Source organism: Shewanella sp. (assembly GCF_048265805.1).
Taxonomy (GTDB): domain Bacteria; phylum Pseudomonadota; class Gammaproteobacteria; order Enterobacterales; family Shewanellaceae; genus Shewanella.
Window position 1 is genome coordinate 83,660 of sequence record NZ_JBLXAT010000003.1, and the last position, 14,939, is coordinate 98,598.

Below are 14,939 nucleotides of genomic sequence, written 5' to 3' on the forward strand. Positions count from 1 at the left end.
CGAGATGAGTAAAGGAACTATTGCCGCCGCGCTGCTCGCAGTTGCTGCACTCACGTCAAGCACGGTCTACGCTGCGGTCGATACATCGGACGTTGTAGCAGTGGTTAATCAACACAATGCGCTTGTGACTCAGTACCAAGACGCTCAACCGAATATTTCCCCCGAAACTGCTGAAGCTCAAGCGAACGCTGAGATAACGGCGCAGGTACAACAGCTGATTCAAGCCGCCACTACAGATGAAGATAAACAATCCATCCTACAAGCGGCGCTTGGTGCTGCCGCCCCTTATGGTGATGCAGTTGTAGCGGCCGTTGCTTCCGGCGCTGCTGCTGCGGGCATGCCAGCCGATGTCATCACCACTGTCGCATTGCTTTTACCTGATGTGAATATGAGTGCAGTCACTCAAGCCACTGCAGCCGGAGGAACACCAGCACCGGGCACTGGCACTCCAGCATCAATCGCGGGCTCACCTACCTCTCCGGGCGGTGTCGGTTTCGGTGGTGGTTCAGGTGGCGGCGGTGGTGGCGTCGCATCAAACAATTAATTGACTTCCGTTTTAGAGGGCCCAATTATCGGCCCTCTTTTACTATCCCCAATGAGCATGGACGCACATTTGATGAATCAATCCATTTTTTCCAACATGGTAAGGGTATGCTGCTGCACAATTTTGTTTTGGGCACCAATCCCCCTTGCAAGCAACAGGCCTTGGGCTTGGTCAATCCTAGAATTACTCATTGTTGTTACCTTCGCTTTGCATCTAGTCTCAGTAATTCGCGGCAAGGAGCCGTGGGTCATCGGTCGTTGGCAATACTTGAGTTTGATGCCGTTTGTTTTAGTGATGTTAGTTATTGGGTTACAGCTAGTTTCACCCACACCATGGCTTTACACCATTGATGCCAATCAAACGCTAATTATGGTGGTTAAAAGCTTGTGTTACGGCCTGTTTGCATGGCTTATCGTCAGTTACTTCAAAACGGACCGTCAGCTTAAAATTCTCTGTTATTGCATTGTGGGCAGCGGTGTATTTCAAGGCAGTTATGGCGCCATTCTCAATCTTTCTGGTACAGAATTGTCGCCATTGTTTGGTGTTACCGAGGGAAATCGTGCTCGCGGCTCTTTCGTCTATCAAAACCATTTTGCTAACTACTTAGCCATGACATTAGCGCTTGGGGTCGGCGTACTGATGGCACAGCTTTCAAGTCGCCGTATGCAGTGGAATTGGCGCGCCATCGGCCGCTCGGTCTTAGAATCACTGCTCAGCAGTAAAATTCTATTACGTTTAGCGCTAGTTGTGATGATGATAGGCCTGGTGCTTAGTCGCAGCAGAATGGGAAACGCAGCATTTTTTAGCTCATTATTACTGATATCACTTTACGCGATTTGGTTTTATAAAAACCGCCCTACACTATTGAAGCCTTTAGTGATTAGTATTTTTATCCTCGACTCACTGATCGTTGGCTCAATGTTCGGACTCGATAAACTAGAACAGCGTTATCACGAAACATCGTTTACCTCGGAAGCTCGGGATGATGTTTACCACGACGCACTTCCTATTGTTAAAGATGCACCTTGGTTTGGCTTTGGCGGGGGAACATTTTATACCGTATTTCCCGCCTACCAGTCAGCGGTTTATCACGGCTTCTACGATCATGCTCATAATGAATATCTGCAGTTTTCCATCGAGCTTGGTATTCCAACAACCTTGTTGCTCGGCATCTGGCTGATCATTGCCTTGGCACTGAACATGGCGACAATGCGCCGCAAGCATAACAAGCTAAGCCGTGGCATAGCATTTGGTTGCGCGATGGCCATTGTGCATATGCTGGTCCACAACACCGTAGATTTTAACTTACAAGCACCAGCAAATGCCCTACTGTTTATTACCTTACTGAGTTTGAGTTTTATTGTTTACATGCGCCAAGATAAGACCGCACCAGAATACGCCCATTAGCCGCTGCGGAGCTTATTTTTGTTTGGTAGCAAAATGTGCCAGCAATAAAGAGTTAAATAGGAAATCGGTGCATGGATCGGGGATGAAATAAACAGTCCCATTGCAGGAGTCAGCAACAAAAAAACCAGCATCAAGGTGCTGGCTTCTTGTAACATCTGGCGGAGCGGACGGGACTCGAACCCGCGACCCCCGGCGTGACAGGCCGGTATTCTAACCAACTGAACTACCGCTCCACTTAGGATGGCCGCAATAATACGAATCAGCTACCGTAGCGTCAACAGTTTTTTTACCAAAATGAAGCTGTTAAGCCATTTTTTGACCATTCGCTGTTTTTTTACAAAATTGTGCAAATTATCGATTCTTATCGACATCATCTGGCATAGTGAGATCTATCTCATCAAGCGCATCACTTACCGACTGTGGCGGTGCTTTTTCCGCTGCTGCACGCTCAGCAGCGGCCAATGCCAATTTTAAACTTTTACGCTTGCGTAAAAACAATATGATACCCGCGCCGATAAGCAGTAATAGCACGTTGCCGATAATAACCAGCTTCATGGCCTCTGATTTGGCTTTTTCCTCTTCTGCTTTGGCAATGGCTGCCGCGCGTGCCGCTAGCTCTTCTGCGCTTGGTGGTGGTTTGGGTGGCTCAATGAAATTGAAGAAACGTTCAGGTAACGTCAGCACTATCTCGCGGCCAGTATGCGTGGTACTAAACAGTGTGCCTTTGATGCGGTAGCTACCAAAGTCCCTCACATCTGTCAGCTGTAGTTCTTTCTCGGTAGCCCCTTCCATACGTTCGCTGATGGTCGCTTGAAACCCAGCAGGCCCAACAATTGCCAGTTCAAAGAAGGTTTCTGCTAAGTTCAGTTGCTCACCATCTGCGATTAACTTCAACTCCCAAGGTTGCTCAAGTGGCTTTTCCGGCTCGACCACAGTGATATCCGCCGGTATTTTAGACAATACAAACTCTTGTAGATATTCGCGCTGGAAGACCTCGTTTTGTGCTTGGATTTTTAGCTGATAATGTCCCCAAGGCTGATCGAGGTTAATTTTAGAGGTGAACACACCATCATCAGGTTGTTCGTCTAATTCGCTGCCGTTATCTTGATAGGTACCCACGTTAAAGGTCCCTGCGGCAAAGTTTGCATCATCTTTGTTTTGTAACGAAGAAAAGCCTGCCGTCCACTGCACCATGTAAGCCAGCCCTGGTAAACGTAACCGCAAGTCATCCCCAGTTAACCAAGCTCGTAACTTTAAACGCTCACCTTGAAATAGTGGCTGTGGGAAAGGCTCCACATCGATCGCCAATTTAGACAAGATAACAATTTTAGAGCCTGGAACGATTTTCCCTGTCAACTGCCACGGGCCAGCCATAGGCTGTTGAATATTAATAACATCTCCAGACTCTGCGTCAGTCCACTTCACAGTTTGCGGATGGCGATTGGCGTACCATTTTGAGCCATCAGGTTGAATGACAACCACCGGCGCCGAGCCAAATTTTCGTTGCACAATTAGCGTCACTTCATCGACCATGTGGTCGATACGGAAGCGATTCTTTAACTCTGACGCCTGTGAATAAGGTACTACTCGCTCTTGTTTTGCCCAAGCACAGGGCAATAGCCCCATAACAGAGATCAACGCTAAGCTGATACCGCGCGCAAATATTGCCAAGTTACATTCCTGATGGTTCGTCGCGCCAGAGACACTTACCTGATTTTCCCACTAAATCAAGGCGCTGTTCATGCATACTAAGTTCATCGGCAGAAGCGCTGATCACTTTAAGAGAACTACGATTATCGCTTAGCCGAATGATGCCGCCAGCCTCACCGCTGCTTTCACTGTCGAGGCTCAAATTAAATTTAGTCTGACCACCAGTCATCGCCAAATAAACATCAGCGAGGATCTCAGCATCGAGCAATGCGCCGTGGTAAGTACGACGAGAGTTATCAATGTGATAGCGTTTTGCTAAGGCATCCAAGTTGTTCTTTTGTCCCGGATGCAGGAACTTAGCAATATCTAACGTATCGAGGATTTGGCAAATATCGGCTACTTTCGGGCCTCGAGGCGACAGCATGGAAAACTCATGGTCCATGAAGCTGACGTCGAAGGGCGCGTTATGTGCGACGATTTCTGCGCCATCAATGAAATTAATAAAGTCTTGTGCAATCTGCGCAAAGGTTGGTTCATTGGCCACGCGCTCGTTGGTAATGCCGTGAACCGCTATCGCCTCTTCATCAATCGCTTGCATCGGGTTGATGTATTGGTGGTAGGTACGGCCAGTTAAGCGGCGATTGACCACTTCGACACAACCAATTTCAATAATTTTATGACCTTGGAATACAGGGCCTGCGCCCTGATTCATACCGGTGGTTTCGGTATCGAGGATCACCTGACGCGTCGCATTTGAGATGATATTCATGTATTTTGTCGCTTTAGAAACGGATTATTACTCTAACTTGGGGCTATGTTAGCAAGTTGATGACTGAACTCAAACACATCCAGATTTTTACTGATGGCTCATGCCTAGGAAATCCCGGTCCTGGTGGCTACGGCGCAATCTTAAAATATAAACAACACATTAAAGAACTATCCAAAGGATATAGTCTCACTACCAACAACCGCATGGAGTTGCTTGCGGTGATAGTGGCACTCGAGTCGCTCAAAGAGCCGTGCAAAGTGTCGGTAACCAGTGATAGCCAATACATGCGTCAAGGGATTACTCAGTGGATCCACAATTGGAAGCGTAAAGGCTGGGTAACATCCAATAAAACACCTGTAAAAAATGTTGATCTGTGGAAACGTCTCGACGCTGCCTGTCAGCAGCATCAAATCGAATGGCACTGGGTCAAGGGCCATGCTGGCCATCCTGAAAACGAACGTTGCGATGAGCTGGCAAGAACCGCGGCCGAGCAGGATGCGGTTCGTCCAGATACTGGCTATCAACCGTAATTAGGTTATGACGTTGGCTGTAATCGCAAGAAATTAGCGCAGAACTCAATAAATGCCTGCGCTAATGGCGAGATGCTGTGGTGTTTATGTCGCAGCAGGTAAAATGGCCGTTCTAATGTCATTCCCGCTACCTCTACAGTATTGATCTCTTTACGATTTAGCTCTTTTTCAATCGTCAACGCCGACAGAACGCCCAACCCCGCTCCCTGCTTCACCGCTTGTTTAATTGCATCCGGAGTGGGAAAGGTAAACCGTACCTCTGGCCGTAGATTCAGTTTATTTGCCGCATTGACGAAATATTCTCGCGTACCTGAGCCCTCTTCGCGCAATACCCACGCAGCATTACTGATCTCTTGCGGTTGTACTGTTTTTCCTGCAAGCAGATGTGCCGGATGGCAAAAAATCTTCAACTGATCATGGTGCCAAGTGGTCACCTCGATACGGCTATCAAGACAGTACCCCTCAATAAAACCGAGCTCGGCACGAAACTCGGTAACATCACGCACGACATGCAGTGAGTTATCGATATTTAGTTCCACATTCGCGTCGGGATGTAACTGGCAAAATGCCACCGCCGCTTTGGCTAATAGAAAATTGCCGATGGTATTACTGGCACTCACATTTAAGGTGCCGGCAAGGACGGTTGCCGATGGTGTAAAAGCCTGTTCAATTGCCTCGACTTGTTGTAATACTGTGGTCGCCAGCGGTAACAGCATTGCCCCTTGGGAATTTAACTGCAGCTTGTTGCCGATCCGTTCAAATAAACGCGCATCCAATTGGCGTTCTAACTCGGACAACGCCATTGACGTTGCTGGTGCCGAGAGATTGACTCTAGCGGCCGCCTTTGCCACCTGCCCTTGACGCGCTACCGCCTCAAAAATCATTAACTGCTTAAGCGTTATTCGCATCTATTTTTCCGAATCTTTTAAATGTCGTCCTGAAAATCCACCACTCGGCGCAGGTTGCCAACCAGTTACCGCTTTTTTCTTTTTCTGCGGCAATGGCGTTAAAGGTGAATCGAGTTTACGCGCCACCATAACGTATAGGGCGCCAGTGCGCGGCAGGACCTTTTGTTGCCACTGCCGACAAATTTGTGGGTAGTCCCAGTCTGACAGAAAAGCATGAAAACCGATGCGCTCATCATGCACCAATTGATAACCGAGCAAACCCAGCCAATCGAGCACTCGAGCGGGCATGAAGAATCGGCCATTCCACGGCCAGCTATTTTGGCGTTTAGGAAACAATTTACCGAGATAGGCACTGCTGAAAGGGTTAATACCACAAATCACTATATAACCACCGCTGACCAATACTCGGTCAACTTCACGTAAAATACGGTAAGGATCGTTTTCAAACTCCAACAATAACGGCATTACCACGGCATCAATTGAAGCTGACTGGAGCGGCAATGCATCAAAATCGGCAATAACATCAGCACGTTGTTCTGGAAACAGCGAAAAACTATGGTTAACTTTGCACTGTTGCAGATCCAAACTCAGACTCATTGGCCCAAGTTGTAACAGGTGGTAACCAAAGATGCGCGGCCACCAAGGTGCAAGTGACTCATCCACCTCAGCCAATAGCTGCACGCCATTGGGAAGATTTTCCCAGTCCTGCCATAATAATTCAGTAGTTGCTGACACCTTAATATTCCGGTCTGACCATTGCGTTTTGAGTAGATTAATAATGGATACCCCATTGAGGCAAGCGACTCAGTGCGTTAAATTTACCACGCTCGCAAGTTCACATTATTTATCAGGAGTTTCTAATGGCTCAGTCCATTCCATTCAGACAAACTCATAACGGTTTTATCGTTGCCCCCATTCCGGCCTTTAATGACAATTACATTTGGGCTATTGGAGATAAAGCTGGCAATGCTTGGGTAGTTGATCCGGGCGATGCAACTCCTGTGATCAAGATTTTTGAAGAGAAGCAACTGCGCTTGAGCGGTATTTTGCTTACCCACCACCATAAAGATCACACCGGAGGCGTGAATGACTTGCTACAACATTTTGGCAGTGACACCCCTGTCTATGGTCCAACAGATTGCCACAGTGCAATTAGTCATCCATTGGAGCACTCAGGTAAAATCACCTTGAGTTCAAAGAACAACTGTTTTGACCTGCAAGCCATAGCGTGGCCAACACCGGGACACACGTTAGATCATTGGGTGTATCTGATTGATGATGCGTTATTCTGTGGTGACACCCTGTTTAGTTGTGGTTGTGGCCGCATGTTTGAAGGCACACCAGAACAGCTGTATCGTTCGTTAGCCACCCTAGACAAACTATCACCGCTAACGCGCGTCTATGCAGCTCACGAATACACGCTCGCCAATATCAATTTTGCCCTGATTGTCGAACCAGATAACATCGAATTACAACAATATGCACGGGCGGTAGCAGAGGAGCGAGAGCAGTCTAAACCTTCTTTACCGTCGACAATTGCGCGCGAGCAAGCGGTTAATCCGTTCTTACATTGCACAGACAACCGTCTACAAGCAGTTTTGCAACAGCAGTTCAAACAACCCTGTCCTGATCCTGAAAATCGGTTAAAACTGCTGCGTCTTTGGAAAGACAACTTCTAAATATTTCGTTAGAATGCTCGGCGGCTAGGTTAAACACCCAGCTGCCATTTTTTTATTTCTATAAAAACAGAAGGTTGTAACATTGTCGACGCTTGCTGGAATTTCTGCTCCGTTCAGATGACAGCGGGATGACGTCTGTATTGCCTAAATACACCTTGAGGTAAAGCGCGTTTGAAGCACTACAAAATCACCACCGCCTTAGCATTATTATTGCTTCTATCTGGTTGCCAAGTGGCGCCGTCATCAGATGTTATGGACGAGCCAATCAGTGACAACAGCACCACCGTTCCTTCTGTTCCCGTAGCAGTAGAACAAGATGTGCAGCAACCTGCGCCGATCACCGATGTATGGCAGCGTTTGCGCGAACAGCTCAATATGCCTATTCCCGATCAAAAATTGGTTAAACGTTATCGTGAATGGTACATCGCCAATCCTAAGCATCTGCAGCAGATATCTGAACGGGCCAAGCCATTTCTCTACCTGATTGTGAATGATATTGAGCAACGTGGCCTCCCAATGGAATTGGCGTTGTTGCCAATAGTGGAAAGCGCCTTTGACCCGTTTGCCTATTCACCGGGCGCGGCCTCTGGTCTATGGCAATTTACCTCGCCAATGGCACGCCATTTTGGGTTGAAAATTAACTGGTGGTATGATGGACGTCGCGATGTACCTGCGGCAACCGACGCCGCGCTCGACATGATGCAATACCTCTACGAAAAGACAGATCACAACTGGTTATATGCCATCGCTGCATACAACACCGGTGAAGGCCGTGTGATTAATGCCGTGAAACGCAACGCGGCTGCAGGAAAACCTACCGACTTTTGGTCATTGTCATTGCCACGCGAAACCGAACGTTATGTGCCGCAGCTGCTAGCCCTAGCCGATGTTATTAAGCATGCTTCTCAATATGGCATTGACCTGACACCGATTGATAACTCAACGGCCGTCGCTGTAATCGACATTGGTAGCCAGTTAGATCTAGCTAAAGCGGCAGAGTTAGCCGATATTGACATCAGTGAATTACAACGGCTTAATCCGGGTTATAACCACTGGGCAACCGCGCCCAAAGGCCCCCATAAGTTAGTGGTACCAATCGATAAAGCCGAACAGTTTAGTACCGCATTAGCCGCACTTGATCCGACAGAACGACTTAACTGGCTGCGTTACCAGATCGCATCGGGTGACTCGCTGCTGCTGATCGCCAAAAAATATCAAACGACGGTCGATATTATTCGCAGCGTCAATGCCATTAAAGGCAACCGTATTGTTGCTGGGGAATACCTGCTCATACCGGTATCACTGCAAGAAGCCAGCGACTATCCGTTGTCAGCAGAACAGCGTGTCTTGGCGCGTCAAAGCAACAATAACAGCCGTTACAGCAGCAAATACGAAGTGCAATCCGGCGATTCATTATGGAAAATTGCGCGCAAATTTAACGTTGGCACCCAGCAGCTGGCTAGCTGGAATAGCATGACCACGAAAGACACGCTAAAGCCAGGTAAAGTGCTAGTGGTGTGGCATAACGCTAAAAACGGTAAAGGCATAGTACGCACAGTTAAATACAAAGTGCGCAACGGTGATTCATTAGCAAGAATTGCTGGCCGCTTTAAAGTAACCGTCAAGCAGTTAGTGAAATGGAACCGCTTAAATGAGCATAACTACCTGCAACCTGGGCAAACATTAACCCTATTTGTTGACGTCACCCGTAGCGAAAGCTAGTGAAGTTGCAAACAAGTTGTTGCCCCCCGTGGATGTGTAAGCAATAGCGGTTCAAGGTAACCAGCAGTGGGCATGCTGAAGCACGGCAAAGTTGGCTATCGCAGCAATGCGTTAGCTGAAAAATTCCTGAAGAGTATGGCATGCAGTTTCATCTGTTACGTTGCGGTTTTGCCATACGCAATGCGGTAACCTGCGCCCTGCTTCTGAAAGCGGAATACCCATGCAGAGCACGCACCGTAGTTATTCGCTCTGTCCCCCCCTAAACTGCACCGCATAAATGCCTCGACGTCCCCCTGTGAGTTGAGGCTTCACCCCATAATCTCCATTGTCAACGTCAGTTCAAACTAAACTCGTAAAATCCATTCTATCCCTCATTATTTACATAAACCGCAAATAATATTCCACTTTACATGATCTCATTCATAGAACTACATAAGTCATTGCGATAATAATAGGCAAATTAATAGGTGTCACAAATTTGACACTCAAAATAACAATTATCCTGCTGAAGACAGGTGTGTGCCCAATGAGACCCAAGCAAGACATAACCAATATTGAAACCCCCGTGCCAACATCTTTTCGTATCCTGTCGACCACAGATTTGAAAGGACGGATCACACATATCAACAAAGACTTTTGTGATATTTGCGGCTTTGACAAAGATGAGCTGCTAGGTCACGGCCACAATATTGTGCGCCATCCAGACATGCCCAAAGCGGCGTTTGCCGATTTATGGAACAACATTCAGGCTCGAAAAAACTGGATGGGGCTTGTCAAAAACCGTCGTAAAGACGGTGGTTATTATTGGGTGAATGCCTTTATCACACCAATTCTGCGTGACGGGAGAATTGTCGAATATCAATCAGTGCGCACCACCGCAGAGCCTGAACTTATCGAGCGAGCGAAGCAGTGCTATCAGAATATTGAAAAAGGCAAACTGCCGCTGCCAAAGCTGCAACTGTCTCTGACTCAGAAAGTACTATCAGCTTGGTTCGCCTCCAGCGTGGTGATTGCCGCAGGCTGTTTAATGGGTGGTATCTATGCCATTGGCGGCGTTGTGCTTGCATTGCTCGGCATGGGTTACTTTGGCGCACGCTTGAGTAAACGTTGCGCCATACTGAGCCGCGTGGCAGAAAAGGCACAGACTAATGCCCTACTCCAAGGCATCTATACCGGTGACACGGATGAACTCAGCGCAGCAGAACTGAGTTTGCGCATGCGTGAGGCTGAGGTTATCGCCATAACGGCACGCATTAATGATACAGCCGAGTTGCTGGATCGAAATCTCAGTTGCCATCAGCAATCAGTCGACAATAATCACAATGAACTGTCGTCTCAAGCGGGTGCCTTAGATGAACTTGCCGCGGCCATCAGTCAGATGAAAAGCGCAATCAGTGAAATTGCGGCGACATCGGCGGGTTCAGCAACTGACGTGGCAAATTTAGAGCAAAGCAATCAGCAAACCATGCGTTCACTCAACGCCAGTCTCACGGCCAATGCTGAGATGAATAACTTAGTGCAGCAGGTTGAAACGCAGATTACTGAGCTAGCCAAACGCTGCGCCTCAGTCAATTCGGTGTTGGATGTGATTGAGCAGTTGGCTGGGCAAACCAATCTACTCGCGTTGAACGCCGCTATTGAGGCGGCACGAGCGGGTGAAGCGGGCCGCGGCTTTGCTGTAGTTGCCGATGAGGTGCGTGCGCTCGCGCAACGTTCCTCTAGCTCAGCCCAAGAAATTTATGAAATTATTCGCCAGCTCAGCCAACAAAGCACTGAAGCAGTGAAACAGATGAGCCAAAGCAAACAACTGGTCGAGCAAAGAGCCAAGTTGGAACACCAGTTAGTTTCCCAACTGACTGAGGAAGCCCAAACCTTGGCGAGAATTGCTGGCAATAGTCAGCAAATTGCAGTTGCTACCGAGCAACAGGCCTATACCGTAGAGCAGCTGTTTGATAACTCCAGCAAGTTACAGCAAGGGCTAAGTCGCTTGAGAGATAATAGCCAAGTAGCGACCAGCCATGGTGCCGAGCTGCAAAAGCAAAGCCTGCGGCAAAAAGAGCTGATCGCACAGTTCCAATAGCGGTTTATCAATGAGTCACAAGGTCAGGCCTTACCTGACCTTGTTGTTTTCGCCAGCTACGGCGTAAAAGAAAATCTATTGAAGCAGCGCCATTCTTCGCCCGAGCTAGGCAAAGCGAATTTGAACTAGTGTGACGATGAACAGCCAAAAAACGGATTTACATCGAATCACCCTTTTCATCCACAGACCTTAGCAAAATATTTCAGACAGTGACGATGAGTCGCAACACTTTACCGCAAGGACTCTTCGTAAGTAATCCAAGTGACAGGCACCATTTTATACTTTGTAGGCAGATGGTATTTCGCTTCATCAACAGAGACATAATCGGCATCTTGCACTACTTCCCAGTGATGATTACAACTGAAACGATAAACGACGCCGTCGCTTGCGTAACGACAAATCGCCAAGCCATAAATCTCATCGATGACCGTTCCTAAACTGTCCCGTACCACACCAAAAGGCGTCGCACCGGACCATGCCCATACAAGCACTTTTGCACCATCGAGTTGATTGGCAGGCTCGGACATATCATTAACTCTCTACATAGCATGAGTCGCAAGCTAACAGGCCAGAGGCGAAAAACGGTCTCGCATCTGGATTGATGTTGCTCATCGTTATTAAGAAAAAAGCCCTCAATCAAGGGCTTTTCTAGGGTTACTTCTTGCCGCCAAGTTTTTCGAACAGCTTGTTAGTTAACTTTTCTTTTGCTTTGTCAGCTTCTTCTTTCACTTTCGATTTAAACAACGCATCAGTATCTAAACTGAATTTAGGCTCTGCAAACGTACCTTTAATTGCCAGCGGGATCTCAACACCTACGAGGTCGTCCAGCTCTTTACCGCCCTGACCTTTCAACGTACTAACGAGTGCCGTCGTCAATTTGTAATCCAGAGATTGGTCCAGCAGGTGTGCATCACCTTGACCCGAGATACGGATCAGTGGTGACGCCATCAGCAGATCTGGATTATTGGCAACACCGTTTGCCAAGCTGAAGCTGCCAGTCAAACTGGTGAAATCAGTTTTCTTGGTTTCATTATTGGTTTCGGTGAAATCGCCTTTCAGTTTTGCTTGCGCGCCTCGAATCATCTGCGGCACGTTGACACCGTAAAGCGCCCCGTTATTAATCGCAAATTTGCCATTGGCGCTAAGGCGTTGCTTAATGTTGTCAGGAATTAAACTATTGCCGTCGCCTTTAATCGCGATATCAGCGGTACCGGCGAGAATATCGGTATCAGCGGCATCTTTCAGCAAATTGCGAATATTAATCGCCGAGATTTGGCTGTCAAAACTGTACTTAGCCACCGGATTGCGGCCATCTAAGCTTGCAGATGCTTGTAAACTACCATCATACAAGGCAGCAGACAGTTGCTTCATATTCATCACCCCATTTTTGAGGTTAATGATCATCTTCCAGTCTTTAGTGGTTAGCCCTGAGACTTTGATGCCAGCTACATCTAATTCGAAATCAGCGTTGACCGCTTTCAAGCCGGTTAAGTCAGGTTCTTGCGCCCTGGCTGCTGGGGCTGATGGACTTTCAGTCGCAGGGGCAGCAGCAGTTTTGTCTTCGCTGCTTTCTGGCAACCACTTGTCTACATCAATCTCACCCAGTGTTAGTTTGGCCGCAATATTAGGTACTGCCGCACCGAACTGCACATCTAACTGACCTTTACCTTTAATATCGTTAATGGCGAGATCGGTTAACGTAGTCGTAGCGATGCTTTTGTTGGTGTCCACGGTGGCATCAACGGTCACGCTATTCTCTATTTTACCTGTTGGCAGCGATTTACCTTCTGCTACCGTTTTTAACGCCAATTCTTTCAGCGAAAAGACTTTCAGATCTTCAGAAATTTTTAGCTGACCGTGGCCTTCACTGCTGACAGTTAATCCGTCTAAAGCCGCAGAAAGTTCATAATCGAGTGAAGCAAACTCACCCAAAGATAAGGCGCCGATTTTAAAGCTGTCTAAGGTGAACAGATTATCGCTGCCAGTGGCTTCATTGATCACATGCACTTGCGCATCCGTGACACTCACGCCACCAATACTGAGCGACTTCAACGTTAAACCACCGTCTGCCGTGGATGCGGCGGGCTCTGAAGCCGCTGGAGTTGCATCAGCAGATTTAGCGCTATTTAATCCGTCTAAGCTTGTTTTACCTTGCTTATCTGTGACTATATTCAACCGCAGACCATCAAGCACCAATTCGGCGATTTTGACCTCATGGCTAAATAACGGCATCAACTCAACGGTTGCCACAATTTCACTTACCGCGGCAAAGGTCGGTTGACTAAAGGTCTTTGGATTACCGAGAGAAATTCCTCCCGCTTTAATGCCAATAGATGGGAAAAAAGTCCACTCCAACGGTTTATCAATATTGAAATCCCTGCCTGTTTGCTTTTCAACCGCAGCAATGATCTGTGGCTTAAAGTCGTTCGGGTCGAGGAATACGGTGAGATAGGTGATAGCACCAGCCACCACGACAATGATACCGATCAGTATCCACTTGAGCACTTTCATGAAAGTTTCCTTCTTCTTCATGCTTATTCCACATACTATGCCAGAATATCAGCGCTTTGTTGACCAACAACTTAAGGAGTGGGCAGATAGTGCGCGAACAACCCTAGGGCAGCGGCAGCGCGCAAAAACAATCAGCAAAGATAAACAGCCCCTAGACTCTGCCCGACTTAATTCCAAAAGTTAGTTCATCATTGCCAAACTCTCTACCTTTTTACAGTTATGTGACGGTTCAGTGGCGGCGTAGGTATAAAAACGGCCAGACTACCCAATAGTCGCAGACCAAGCTGTATAGATTAGATATCGTAAATGTTGCTTCTAGGTAATAAATTTCACCAAGTTATCTAAAGAAAGGTATAGTTTTCGAGAATATATTGAGCATTCCTTTTAAAATAATATAAACTCGTTCGGATACCTTTGCGTATCTTGGCGAAACCTCATTCATATCAGCAAGTCTACAATTGATTAAGAGAAAATAATGACAAACAGCGAAATTGATTTGCAAAACGCTATTGCTGCGCTTGATGAATATGGACATGATAAAAAACATTCAAACGACTTAGAACATGCCCGTAATCAGCAACAGATGACACGCTATCTGAAATCGCTCGATTACAGCCTGCGTCGTATGAAAACCTTGCAGGAAGCAGTAAACACTCTGGTTGCAGAGATGGAAAACGATCAAGTTAAGCAAGAGCAAGTACAGACATTTAAATCTAAAGTGATCAATCTATCGAAAGAATTAAACATGTCCTACGATGAAGTGATAACACTGATGGCAAACGCCAAATGATTTAACGACAAGGGACGGTAATCGTCCCTTGTCGTTTAGTGTCCATAGCAAATAAAATTACCTACTTAGCTGAATAAATAGCTAATAGCCGTTTGATTAGTTGATAGTATGGTTAAATTAAATAGTTAACTTTCATCTGAACAACAGATCTTTTCCCGCCGCAACTAGGTTGTCATCACTCACGGTCCATTGCTGTTTGCCTACTCGGATTTACCGCATCATCGAATTACCAAGCACGCTACTCAAGCTCCTCTTTCACTCTGAATGATCAGCAGCTAACGCCGAGACACCGCCGTGAAATTCCTATTCGTTAACACATTGATTGCTGGCAGTTCCAACGAATTCCACT

General features: G+C 47.1%; 13 protein-coding genes and 1 tRNA gene. 7 read left to right on the forward strand and 7 right to left on the reverse strand.

Annotated elements, in window-relative coordinates; genetic code table 11:
* Positions 1 to 4 precede the first annotated feature (4 nt).
* Positions 5 to 544 (forward strand): hypothetical protein, encoded by a 540-nt coding sequence (locus tag ACN0TT_RS02855; RefSeq protein WP_417760633.1) that lies wholly within the window; start codon positions 5 to 7, stop codon positions 542 to 544.
* A gap of 276 nt (positions 545 to 820) precedes the next feature.
* Entirely contained in the window at positions 821 to 1,951 is a 1,131-nt protein-coding gene (locus ACN0TT_RS02860) for an O-antigen ligase family protein (protein ID WP_417760634.1), read from the forward strand.
* 156 nt (positions 1,952 to 2,107) lie between these two features.
* On the opposite strand, the gene ACN0TT_RS02865 is transcribed toward ACN0TT_RS02860, so the two are convergent.
* From ACN0TT_RS02865 to dnaQ, 3 genes are all read right to left on the reverse strand, one after another.
* Positions 2,108 to 2,184: transfer RNA gene (locus ACN0TT_RS02865), tRNA-Asp, on the reverse strand.
* Positions 2,185 to 2,302: 118 nt separating this feature from the next.
* Positions 2,303 to 3,622, reverse strand: a complete 1,320-nt coding sequence (locus ACN0TT_RS02870; protein ID WP_417760635.1) for a TIGR03503 family protein — start codon at positions 3,620 to 3,622, stop codon at positions 2,303 to 2,305.
* Position 3,623: 1 nt separating this feature from the next.
* Positions 3,624 to 4,370, reverse strand: a complete 747-nt coding sequence (gene dnaQ / locus ACN0TT_RS02875; RefSeq protein WP_417760636.1) for a DNA polymerase III subunit epsilon — start codon at positions 4,368 to 4,370, stop codon at positions 3,624 to 3,626.
* A gap of 59 nt (positions 4,371 to 4,429) precedes the next feature.
* Between dnaQ and rnhA the strand changes: the two genes are divergently transcribed.
* On the forward strand, positions 4,430 to 4,900 hold the full coding sequence (gene rnhA / locus ACN0TT_RS02880; protein WP_417760637.1) for a ribonuclease HI: 471 nt from the start codon (positions 4,430 to 4,432) through the stop codon (positions 4,898 to 4,900).
* A 5-nt stretch (positions 4,901 to 4,905) separates the two neighbouring features.
* Here the strand turns inward: rnhA and ACN0TT_RS02885 are convergent, their stop codons facing one another.
* Together ACN0TT_RS02885 and ACN0TT_RS02890 are read right to left on the reverse strand one after the other, a co-directional pair.
* Positions 4,906 to 5,808 carry a LysR substrate-binding domain-containing protein gene (locus ACN0TT_RS02885; RefSeq protein WP_417760638.1) on the reverse strand — a complete coding sequence of 301 codons (903 nt, stop codon included), beginning with the start codon at positions 5,806 to 5,808 and terminating at the stop codon, positions 4,906 to 4,908.
* Positions 5,809 to 6,543, reverse strand: coding sequence for a class I SAM-dependent methyltransferase (locus ACN0TT_RS02890; RefSeq protein ID WP_417760639.1), 735 nt, complete (start codon positions 6,541 to 6,543; stop codon positions 5,809 to 5,811).
* A gap of 125 nt (positions 6,544 to 6,668) precedes the next feature.
* Here ACN0TT_RS02890 and gloB point away from each other — a divergent pair, with 125 nt between their 5' ends.
* From gloB to ACN0TT_RS02905, 3 genes are all read left to right on the forward strand, one after another.
* Entirely contained in the window at positions 6,669 to 7,487 is an 819-nt protein-coding gene (gene gloB, locus ACN0TT_RS02895) for a hydroxyacylglutathione hydrolase (RefSeq protein WP_417760640.1), read from the forward strand.
* A gap of 171 nt (positions 7,488 to 7,658) precedes the next feature.
* On the forward strand, positions 7,659 to 9,209 hold the full coding sequence (locus ACN0TT_RS02900) for a LysM peptidoglycan-binding domain-containing protein (RefSeq protein WP_417760641.1): 1,551 nt from the start codon (positions 7,659 to 7,661) through the stop codon (positions 9,207 to 9,209).
* 526 nt (positions 9,210 to 9,735) lie between these two features.
* A complete protein-coding gene (locus tag ACN0TT_RS02905; RefSeq protein WP_417760642.1) occupies positions 9,736 to 11,289 on the forward strand; it encodes a methyl-accepting chemotaxis protein in 1,554 nt (517 codons plus the stop codon).
* Positions 11,290 to 11,519: 230 nt separating this feature from the next.
* Here ACN0TT_RS02905 and ACN0TT_RS02910 read toward each other — a convergent pair whose 3' ends face one another.
* Together ACN0TT_RS02910 and ACN0TT_RS02915 are read right to left on the reverse strand one after the other, a co-directional pair.
* Complete coding sequence (locus tag ACN0TT_RS02910; protein ID WP_417760643.1) at positions 11,520 to 11,816, reverse strand: hypothetical protein; 297 nt, start codon at positions 11,814 to 11,816, stop codon at positions 11,520 to 11,522.
* 127 nt (positions 11,817 to 11,943) lie between these two features.
* On the reverse strand, positions 11,944 to 13,800 hold the full coding sequence (locus ACN0TT_RS02915; protein ID WP_417760644.1) for an AsmA family protein: 1,857 nt from the start codon (positions 13,798 to 13,800) through the stop codon (positions 11,944 to 11,946).
* A 475-nt stretch (positions 13,801 to 14,275) separates the two neighbouring features.
* Between ACN0TT_RS02915 and ACN0TT_RS02920 the strand changes: the two genes are divergently transcribed.
* The gene (locus ACN0TT_RS02920; protein WP_417760645.1) at positions 14,276 to 14,590 is read left to right on the forward strand and encodes a hypothetical protein; all 315 of its coding nucleotides are present in this window, start codon (positions 14,276 to 14,278) and stop codon (positions 14,588 to 14,590) included.
* Positions 14,591 to 14,939 lie beyond the last annotated feature (349 nt).

Bases quoted from the DNA above. Each gene is read 5' to 3' on its own strand.
- ACN0TT_RS02855 (WP_417760633.1), top strand. From the start codon at position 5: ATGAGTAAAGGAACTATTGCCGCCGCGCTGCTCGCAGTTGCTGCACTC.
- ACN0TT_RS02860 (WP_417760634.1), top strand. From the start codon at position 821: ATGCCGTTTGTTTTAGTGATGTTAGTTATTGGGTTACAGCTAGTTTCA.
- dnaQ (WP_417760636.1), bottom strand. From the start codon at position 4,370: ATGAATATCATCTCAAATGCGACGCGTCAGGTGATCCTCGATACCGAA.
- rnhA (WP_417760637.1), top strand. From the start codon at position 4,430: ATGACTGAACTCAAACACATCCAGATTTTTACTGATGGCTCATGCCTA.
- ACN0TT_RS02885 (WP_417760638.1), bottom strand. From the start codon at position 5,808: ATGCGAATAACGCTTAAGCAGTTAATGATTTTTGAGGCGGTAGCGCGT.
- gloB (WP_417760640.1), top strand. From the start codon at position 6,669: ATGGCTCAGTCCATTCCATTCAGACAAACTCATAACGGTTTTATCGTT.
- ACN0TT_RS02905 (WP_417760642.1), top strand. From the start codon at position 9,736: ATGAGACCCAAGCAAGACATAACCAATATTGAAACCCCCGTGCCAACA.
- ACN0TT_RS02910 (WP_417760643.1), bottom strand. From the start codon at position 11,816: ATGTCCGAGCCTGCCAATCAACTCGATGGTGCAAAAGTGCTTGTATGG.
- ACN0TT_RS02915 (WP_417760644.1), bottom strand. From the start codon at position 13,800: ATGAAAGTGCTCAAGTGGATACTGATCGGTATCATTGTCGTGGTGGCT.
- ACN0TT_RS02920 (WP_417760645.1), top strand. From the start codon at position 14,276: ATGACAAACAGCGAAATTGATTTGCAAAACGCTATTGCTGCGCTTGAT.